Origin of the sequence: Pseudomonas sp. GZD-209 (assembly GCF_049310485.1) — a bacterium.
Classification (GTDB): domain Bacteria; phylum Pseudomonadota; class Gammaproteobacteria; order Pseudomonadales; family Pseudomonadaceae; genus Aquipseudomonas; species Aquipseudomonas sichuanensis.
The window spans coordinates 1-8,913 of the sequence record NZ_JBMOWQ010000210.1 but is presented as its reverse complement, the minus strand read 5'-3'; the positions used below and the strand labels follow the sequence as shown (position 1 = coordinate 8,913).

The following is an 8,913-nucleotide window of genomic DNA, read 5'->3' as shown; positions in this document are numbered from 1 at the left end:
AAACCCCCTTCCCGGGGGGGTTCTTGTGTTGGGGGGGGGGGGTTTCCCCCCGCGATGAGCGTTAGTTCTTCTCCAGCACCCACTGCCGGGCGCCGGCAGCCAGCTCGGGCATCTCGTCCGGCTGGGCGCGGTTCACCGCCCGGAAGATCTCCAGGGTGTCGCCATCGCGCTTGAAGATCCACGGCGCACCGCGCTGGTTGCGTTCCAGCCACATGCTGTCGTTGCCGCCGCCCATGGTCGCGCAATCGCCCGCCAGGCACACGGCGAAGCGGTCAACCCCAGGCAGCCCGGTGACGTTGCCGGTGTCGTTGAAGCGCACGGTAGTACCTTGGCCCTGGCCTTCGACGATCTTCCAGTCACCGCCGAGGAAGGCTTTGTACAGCGCCTTCTCGAAGCTGCCACCCAGCGGGGTGTTGCTTGCCGCTTCGCTGCGTACGAAGTGCTGTTCTGCACCAGCAGGGTTAATGACCCGAAGCTCGTCGCCATCCAGCTCCAGCTGTTCGGTCTGGCCACCTGCAAAGCTGACCTTCCAGTTGTTCTTGTTGGCGCTGAGTTGGCCGTCGACCGCTTCGAAACCATTGCTGAAGCTGGCTTTCTGGCTGGCGACATCCAGCTTCCATTCGAGCTCGATGCCATTTTTGTTCAGCGGCTCACTCACACGGCCGCTTTTGACGACTGCGTCGATGGCGTCCTGGTTGATCCAGGTGCCGTTGAAATCTTCCGGTTTGTGGCTGGCGCAGCCGCCCAGGAGCAGGGCTGCCAATGCCAGAGGCAATGCGTGGCGCATGGGGAGGACCTTGGGGCAGGAGGTGCGGTGACGGGCGTGGCGCCCGTCACCCGGGGGTATTACTCGAGGACCAGAATGGCGTCCATTTCAACCTGGGCGCCTTTTGGCAGCGCAGCCACGCCGATGGCGGCGCGGGCAGGATAGGGCTGTTCGAAGTAACGGCCCATCACCTCGTTGACCTTGGCGAAGTGGCTCAGGTCGGTGAGGAAGATGTTCAGCTTGACGATGTCCTTGAACGAACCACCAGCGGCCTCGGCGACCGACTTCAGGTTTTCGAACACCTGGACGGTCTGGGCTTCGAAGCCTTCAACCAGTTCCATGGTTTTCGGGTCGAGCGGGATCTGGCCCGACATGTACACGGTGTTGCCGGCCTTGATCGCCTGAGAGTAAGTACCGATGGCGGCAGGGGCCTTGTCGCTGGTGATGACAGTCTTGCTCATGATGACTCCTTGCGGTTGGCGGACTACGCACGCGTCCGGGTGATGCGGACCACCCCGGTCAAGGTGCGCAGCTTCTTGATCACGCGGGCCAGGTGCACGCGGTCGCGCACGCTGACCACCAGTTGGACCACGCTGATACGGCCGTCGCGTTCGTCCATGCTGATTTTTTCGATGTTGCCGTCGGCGGCGTTGACGCTGCTGGCCAGGAGGGCGATCAGGCCGCGCTGGTGTTCCAGCTCGACGCGCAGCTCGACATTGAACTCGCCAGCGACATCCTTGGCCCAGGAAAGCTGCAGGCACTTCTCTGGGTTATGACGGATTTCACTGATGTTGCGGCAGTCTTCCAGGTGCACGACCATGCCCTTGCCTGCCGACAGGTGGCCGACGATCGGATCGCCCGGGATCGGCGTGCAGCACTTGGCATAGCTGAGCACCAGGCCCTCGGTGCCGCGGATCGTCAGCGGGCCTTCCGGTGCCGGCAGCTCCTCGCCGTCGGCGGACAGCAGGCGGCGGGCGACCACATAGGCCATGCGGTTGCCCAGGCCGATGTCTTCGAGCAGGTCTTCGATCAGCTCCAGGCGGTACTCGGCGAGAATCGCCTGGATGCGCTCCTGGGGGATCTTCTCCAGGCTGCTGTCGAAACCGGTCAGTACCTTGTTCAGCAGGCGCTCGCCGAGGCTGATGGACTCGGAGCGGCGCTGCTGCTTGAGGGCATGACGGATGTGCGTGCGGGCCTTGCCGGTCACCACGAAGTTGAGCCAGGCCGGGTTCGGGCGGGCGCCCGGGGCGCTGACGATCTCCACGGTCGAGCCGCTTTGCAGCGGTTCGGACAGCGGCGCCAGGCGGCGGTTGATACGGCAGGCGATGCAGCTGTTGCCGACGTCGGTGTGCACCGCGTAGGCAAAGTCGACGGCGGTGGAGCCTTTGGGCAGCTCCATGATCCGGCCTTTGGGGGTGAAGACGTAGACCTCGTCCGGGAACAGGTCGATCTTCACGCTCTCGATGAATTCCAGCGAGTTGCCGGCGCGCTGCTGCAGTTCGAGGATGCCCTTGACCCACTGGCGGGCGCGGGCGTGGCTGCCCTTGGGCTGCTCTTCCTCGTTGGACTTGTACAGCCAGTGCGCGGCGATGCCGTTGTTGGCCATCTCTTCCATTTCGCGGGTGCGGATCTGGATTTCGATGGGCACGCCGTGCATGCCGAACAGGGTGGTGTGCAGCGACTGGTAGCCGTTGGCCTTGGGGATCGCGATGTAATCCTTGAAGCGCCCCGGCAGCGGCTTGTACAGGTTGTGCACGGCGCCCAGCACGCGGTAGCAGGTGTCGACCTTGTCGACGACGATGCGGAAGGCGTACACGTCCATGATTTCGGTGAAGGCGCGGCGCTTGCCACGCATCTTCTTGTAGATGCCGTAGAGGTGTTTCTGCCGTCCACTGACCTCGCCCTCGATACCGTCGGCGGCCAGGCAGTTGGCCAGCGAGGTTTCGATCTTGGCGACGATCTCCTTGCGGTTGCCACGGGCGCTTTTCACCGCGCGGTGGATCAGCGAGGAGCGCATCGGGTGCATGGCCTTGAAGCCCAGGTCCTCGAACTCCACGCGCACGGTGTGCATCCCCAGGCGGTTGGCGATGGGGGCGTAGATCTCGAGGGTTTCCTTGGCGATGCGCCGGCGTTTTTCGCCGGACAGCACTTCCAGCGTGCGCATGTTATGCAGGCGGTCGGCCAGCTTGACCAGGATCACGCGAATGTCGCGGGCCATGGCCATGGCCATTTTCTGGAAGTTTTCCGCTTGCGCTTCGGCCTTGGTCTCGAAGTTCATCTGGGTCAGCTTGCTGACCCCGTCGACCAGCTCGGCGACGGTTTCGCCGAACTGCTGGCTCAAGGCTTCCTTGGCGATGCCGGTGTCTTCGATCACGTCGTGCAGCATGGCCGCCATCAGGCTCTGATGGTCCATGTGCATGTCGGCGAGGATGCTGGCGACCGCCAGCGGGTGCGTCACATAGGGTTCGCCGCTGCGGCGGCGCTGGCCGTCGTGGGCTTGTTCGGCGTAGAAGTAGGCCCGACGAACCAGGTTGACCTGTTCGGGGCCTAGATAAGTCGACAGCCGTTCGGCGAGGGCTTCTATACCCGGCATGGTTTCACCTCTTGCGAAAGAAGAGGGCCTTGCGCCGCACGGTGTCGACTGGGCATCAATCAGACGGCCTCGTTGTTCTCGTCCTCGAACGCGGCGAATACCGGATCCTCGGTGACGATTTCTTCGGCGGCGATGAATTCGTTGGTGACGATGCCTTCGGCGATTTCACGCAGGGCGACGACGGTTGGCTTGTCGTTTTCCCACGCTACGCGTGGCTCTTTGCCGCCGGTAGCCAGCTGGCGGGCGCGCTTGGTCGAGAGCATGACCAGCTCGAAGCGGTTATCCACGTGTTCCAGGCAGTCTTCAACAGTTACGCGGGCCATGGTCTTCCTCAGTAGCAAATGCGGTAGGCGTGCGCCCATGAATGGGCAGGCGGACTCGATAGTTTAAAAAATCACCAGCCAATAGGGAAGGACTGTTTTGTCTGGTGACCCATCGCGGGGCAAGCCCGCTCCCACGTCGCGCTCGACATTGAACTTGCGTGGGAGCGGGCTTGCCCCGCGAAAGCGCCGGAGCAGACAGCGCCAAGCGTGAGGCTGACAATAACGTTACCCAGCCCGCAAACACAACCGCCTCACAGCATCGCGTCGCGCAGCCGCGGGGTCAGTTCCTCGAACAGGGTCTGCACCGAGCGCAACGCGCGGCAATCCGGGCGGGTCAGCAGCCACAGCTGGGTATCGCAGCCGGGCAGCGGGCCGCTCAGCGCATCGACGCCCGGCAGGGCGTGGACCATGTAGTCGGGCAGTGCCGCCACACCGAGGCCGGTGCTCACCAGCTGGGCAATGGTCGACATGCCGCTGCACTGGTAGCGCGGGCTCAACCCCGGGTACTGCTGATTGCGCCAGACCACGGTGGCGTGGTCCTGCATGGAGTCGTCCGGGGCGATCCACGGCACGCTGGTGGGCGAGCTGTCGAGGCGCTCGCGCAGCTCGGGGCGGCCGCAGATCACGTAGCTGGTCGAGCCCAGGCAGCGACCGACCAGGTGCTCCGGCGGTGTGTTGGTCAGGCGCAGAGCAATGTCGGCGTCGCGTCGGCTGAGGTTGGCGAAGGTGTTGGAGGTGCCCATTTCCAGCGAAAGCGCCGGGTAGTTGGGCATGAACTCGGCCAGTGCCGGCAGCAGCAAGCTGTGCAGTACCGCTTCGGTACAGGTCAGGCGCACCGTACCGCTGACCACCTGTTCGCCGCTGGTCAGGGCGATGCGCGCGGCATCCAGCGCCTGTTCGGCGCGCTCGGCCTGCTCGGCCAGGGCCTGGGCGGTGTCGGTGGGCAGGTAGCCCTTGCGGCTCTTGACGAACAACGCGGTGCCCAACGCCGATTCCAGCCGGCGAATCGAGCGGAACACCGTCGAAACATCGACCTTGAGCAGTTCGGCAGCCTTTGCCAGGGAGCGGCCGCGTTCCAGGGCCAGGACCAGTGACAGGTCCGCATGGTTGATCTGATATTGCATTGGTGCACGCTCTGCTTGCCGAATTGCCAATGTCTAGTTGCGCTGGAGCCATTTTATAGTGAAATGGCCGGCAGGAATCAATGCACTCGGTCGGCAACCAGCCCCCAACGATGGGCCAGTGAAAAGAACAACAGTAATTCCATCGTCGCCTTAGCAGGCGTCAGCCGTATCCCCACATCGCCGCTCCGAATCAAAGGATGTACAGCCATGACGTCGGTCTCCCCGTGCGCCAGTTCTTCCCGCGAGATGAATGAATTCCTGGAAGCCCATCCGGACACCCAGTACGTCGATCTGCTGATCTCCGACATGAACGGCGTGGTGCGCGGCAAGCGCATCGAGCGCGCCAGCCTGCACAAGGTGTACGAGAAAGGCATCAACCTGCCGGCCTCGTTGTTCGCCCTCGACATCAACGGTTCGACCGTCGAAAGCACCGGCCTTGGCCTGGACATCGGCGACGCCGACCGCATCTGCTTCCCGATCGCCGGCACGCTGTGCGACGAGCCGTGGCAGAAGCGCCCCACCGCCCAGCTGCTGATGACCATGCATGAGCTGGACGGTGCGCCGTTCTTCGCCGACCCGCGGGAAGTGCTACGCCAGGTGGTGAGCAAGTTCGACGACCTGGGCCTGGATATCTGCGCCGCGTTCGAGCTGGAGTTCTACCTGATCGACCAGGACAACCTCAACGGTCGCCCGCAGCCGCCACGCTCGCCAATCTCCGGCAAGCGCCCGCAATCGACCCAGGTGTACCTGATCGACGACCTCGACGAGTACGCCGACTGCCTGCAGGACATGCTCGAAGCCGCCAAAGAGCAGGGCCTGCCCGCTGACGCGATCGTCAAGGAAAGCGCCCCGGCGCAGTTCGAAGTGAACCTGCATCACGTCGCCGACCCGCTGAAGGCCTGTGACTACGCGATCCTGCTCAAGCGCCTGATCAAGAACGTCGCCTACGACCATGAAATGGACACCACCTTCATGGCCAAGCCCTACCCGGGCCAGGCGGGCAACGGCCTGCACGTGCACATCTCGCTGCTCGACAAGAAGACCGGCAAGAACATCTTCGCCAGTGACGACCCGCTCGAAAGCGACACCCTGCGCCACGCCGTCGGCGGTGTGCTGGAGACCATGCCGGCGTCGATGGCATTCCTCTGCCCGAACATCAACTCGTACCGCCGCTTCGGTGCCCAGTTCTACGTGCCCAATGCGCCGAGCTGGGGTGTGGACAACCGCACGGTGGCGGTGCGCGTGCCGAACGACAACCGCGACAACGTGCGTATCGAGCACCGCGTGGCCGGCGCCGATGCCAACCCGTACCTGATGCTCGCCGCGATCCTGTCCGGTATCCACCATGGCCTGACCAACAAGGTCGAGCCGGGCGCGCCGATCGAGGGCAACTCCTACGAGCAACTGGAGCAAAGCCTGCCGAACAACCTGCGCGATGCCCTGCGCGCGCTGGACGACAGTGAAGTGCTCAACCAATACATCAGCCCGGACTACATCGATATCTTCGTGGCCTGCAAAGAGAGCGAGCTGGCCGAGTTCGAAGTGTCGATCTCCGACCTCGAGTACAACTGGTACCTGCACACGGTGTAAGCCCATGAGCGCAATTGCGGTCCCCTTGATCGGTGTCAGCGCCTGCCGTCAGCAGGTGGGGAAGAACTCGTCGCACACGGTGGGCGACAAGTATGTCGAGGCCGCAGGCTTTGCCGGCATGCCGCTGATCCTGCCGGCCCGTGATGGCGGCAGCGACACGCAGGCGCTGCTGGCGCAACTCGACGGCATTCTGTTTACCGGCTCGCCTTCCAATATCGAGCCGCATCATTACAATGGCGCGCCCAGCGCGGCAGGCACCCGCCACGACCTTGCGCGTGACCGCCTGACCTTGCCGTTGCTGCAGGCGGCGATTGCCGCCGGGGTACCGGTGTTCTGCATTTGTCGTGGCTTCCAGGAATTGAACGTGGCCCTTGGCGGCACCTTGCACCAGCGGGTGCAGGAACTGCCCGGCTACCTGGACCACCGTGAACCTGAGGACGCACCCCTGGAGGTGCAATACGGCCCTCGTCACCCCGTCGCTGTTGCACCGGGCGGGTTGTTCGAGCGCCTGGGCCTGGCGGCGCAGTTCGAGGTCAACTCGCTGCACAGCCAGGGCATCGACCGTCTGGCCCCTGGCCTGCGTGTCGAGGCACGGGCCCCGGATGGCCTGATTGAAGCGGTGTCGATGCCGGATGCGCCGGGCCTGGTGCTCGGTGTGCAGTGGCACCCGGAATGGCGTTACGCCGAAAACCCGGTTTCGCTGCGCCTGTTCGAGGCGTTCCGCGAGGCCTGCATTGCCCACGCTGCAAGGGAGGGTGTGCGCTCGAAAACATTCGGGCGTTAGCCGAAGGTCGAGGATGACCGTGCCCCCCCCGCAAGCTTTCAATGAGTGAAAGCGGGCCCTCTACGGCGGGCCTGTGAGAACAATTCCAATAGTTACGGCAAATACTCATGAGCAATTACACAGAAGCCGGCCGCCCACCTGATGTGGCAGCCGACTCGGGCAACAACACCCAAGGCGCCAGCAAAGGCCTGGCCAAGGGCCGCCTGGGCCTTTTGGCCAGCGTGGTGCTGGGCATCTCCACCATTGCCCCGGTCTACACCCTGACCGGTGCCCTCGGCCCGACCGTGCGCGAAGTCGGCGCCCACCTGCCGGCGGTGTTCATCGTCGGCTTCCTGCCGATGCTGCTGGTGGCCCTGGGCTACCGCGAGCTGAACTCGGCGGAGCCGGACAGCGGCACCTCCTTCACCTGGTCGGCGCGGGCTTTCGGCCCGATGATCGGCTGGATCGGCGGCTGGGGGCTGGTGGTCGCCACCACCATCGTGCTGTCCAACCTGGCGGGCGTGGCCGTCGACTTCTTCTACCTGTTCCTGGCCCAGATCACCGGCACCCAGGAGCTGGCGGCCCTGGCAGACAACCTGCTGATCAACGTCACCACCTGTTGCGTGTTCATCGCCCTGGCGGTGTGGATCTGTTGTCGCGGCATGGCGACGACCATGACGGTGCAGTATGGCCTGGTGGCCCTGCAACTGATGGTGCTGATCGGCTTTGCCTTCGCCGCGTTCAGCGAGTCCACGGCACCGCCGCCGCTGGCCTTCGACCTGGCCTGGTTCAACCCGTTCGGGGTCGAGTCGTTCTCGGCGTTCGCCGCCGGCCTGTCGTTGTCGATCTTCATTTTCTGGGGCTGGGACGTGTGCCTGACCGTCAGCGAAGAGTCCGTCGGCAGTGACGAGGTGCCGGGCAAGGCGGCCACCTGGACCGTATTGCTGATCCTGATGCTGTACCTGCTCACCGCTATCGCCACCCTGCAGTTCGCCGGGATCAGCGACACCGGCCTGGGCCTGGGTAACCCGCGTATCCAGGAGAACGTGTTTGCCCACCTGGCCGGCCCGGTGATGGGCCCGCTGGCAATCCTGATGTCCATCGCCGTGCTGGCCAGTACGGCCGCATCGCTGCAGTCGACCTTCGTTTCGCCGGCGCGCACCCTGCTTGCCATGGGTTACTACGGCGCCGTGCCGCAGCGTTTCGCCAGCGTCTGCCCGCGCTCGCAGACCCCGCGTTATGCCACCATCTGCGCCGGCGTCGCCGCGGCCTTGTTCTACGTGACCATGCGCACCCTGAGCGAGAACGTGCTGGCCGACACCATCACCGCCCTGGGCATGATGATCTGCTTCTACTACTCGCTGACCGCGTTCGCCTGCGTGTGGTACTTCCGCCACAGCCTGTTCACCAGCGTGCGCCACTTCTTCATGCGCGGCGTGTGCCCGCTGTTGGGTGGGGTGATCTTGTCGGTGATCTTCGCGCGCACCGCGATCGACAGCGCTTCGCCGGACTTCGGCAGCGGCTCGCATGTCGGCGGGTTGGGCCTGGTGTTCGTGATCGCAGCGATCATCTCGGCGCTGGGCATCGTGCTGATGCTGCTCTCGCGGTTGCGGGCGCCAGCGTACTTCCTGGGGGCTACCCTGCGTCAGCAGGCGACCATTCAGTTGCAGGAATAAAGGTAGAGGTAGCCATCGCGGGGGGGGGGGCAGGCAGCTCGCGAAGAGAGGGGGGGGTTGTCTACGACAAGAGGTGGG

At 64.4% G+C, this 8,913-nt stretch carries 8 protein-coding genes; 3 read left to right on the top strand and 5 right to left on the bottom strand.

Features of this window, described 5'->3' with window-relative positions; all coding sequences use genetic code 11:
- Nucleotides 1-61: 61 nt before the first annotated feature.
- The 5 genes from ACO6VM_RS21885 to ACO6VM_RS21865 form a co-directional block, all read right to left on the bottom strand.
- Nucleotides 62-787 (bottom strand): hypothetical protein, encoded by a 726-nt coding sequence (locus ACO6VM_RS21885; protein ID WP_401055867.1) that lies wholly within the window; start codon nt 785-787, stop codon nt 62-64.
- A gap of 59 nt (nt 788-846) precedes the next feature.
- Nucleotides 847-1,227 (bottom strand): RidA family protein, encoded by a 381-nt coding sequence (locus ACO6VM_RS21880; RefSeq protein WP_110991989.1) that lies wholly within the window; start codon nt 1,225-1,227, stop codon nt 847-849.
- A 23-nt stretch (nt 1,228-1,250) separates the two neighbouring features.
- A complete protein-coding gene (gene spoT, locus ACO6VM_RS21875) occupies nt 1,251-3,359 on the bottom strand; it encodes a bifunctional GTP diphosphokinase/guanosine-3',5'-bis pyrophosphate 3'-pyrophosphohydrolase (protein ID WP_110991990.1) in 2,109 nt (702 codons plus the stop codon).
- 59 nt (nt 3,360-3,418) lie between these two features.
- Nucleotides 3,419-3,682, bottom strand: coding sequence for a DNA-directed RNA polymerase subunit omega (rpoZ, locus tag ACO6VM_RS21870; protein WP_003253383.1), 264 nt, complete (start codon nt 3,680-3,682; stop codon nt 3,419-3,421).
- Nucleotides 3,683-3,933: 251 nt separating this feature from the next.
- Complete coding sequence (locus ACO6VM_RS21865; RefSeq protein ID WP_110991991.1) at nt 3,934-4,806, bottom strand: LysR family transcriptional regulator; 873 nt, start codon at nt 4,804-4,806, stop codon at nt 3,934-3,936.
- A gap of 207 nt (nt 4,807-5,013) precedes the next feature.
- On the opposite strand from ACO6VM_RS21865, the gene ACO6VM_RS21860 reads away from it, so the two are divergent.
- The 3 genes from ACO6VM_RS21860 to ACO6VM_RS21850 all read left to right on the top strand — a co-directional run bounded on the left by ACO6VM_RS21860 (nt 5,014) and on the right by ACO6VM_RS21850 (nt 8,835).
- Nucleotides 5,014-6,396 carry a glutamine synthetase family protein gene (locus tag ACO6VM_RS21860; protein WP_401055864.1) on the top strand — a complete coding sequence of 461 codons (1,383 nt, stop codon included), beginning with the start codon at nt 5,014-5,016 and terminating at the stop codon, nt 6,394-6,396.
- 4 nt (nt 6,397-6,400) lie between these two features.
- Complete coding sequence (locus tag ACO6VM_RS21855) at nt 6,401-7,180, top strand: gamma-glutamyl-gamma-aminobutyrate hydrolase family protein (RefSeq protein WP_390969562.1); 780 nt, start codon at nt 6,401-6,403, stop codon at nt 7,178-7,180.
- A 107-nt stretch (nt 7,181-7,287) separates the two neighbouring features.
- On the top strand, nt 7,288-8,835 hold the full coding sequence (locus tag ACO6VM_RS21850) for an APC family permease (RefSeq protein ID WP_125861119.1): 1,548 nt from the start codon (nt 7,288-7,290) through the stop codon (nt 8,833-8,835).
- Nucleotides 8,836-8,913 lie beyond the last annotated feature (78 nt).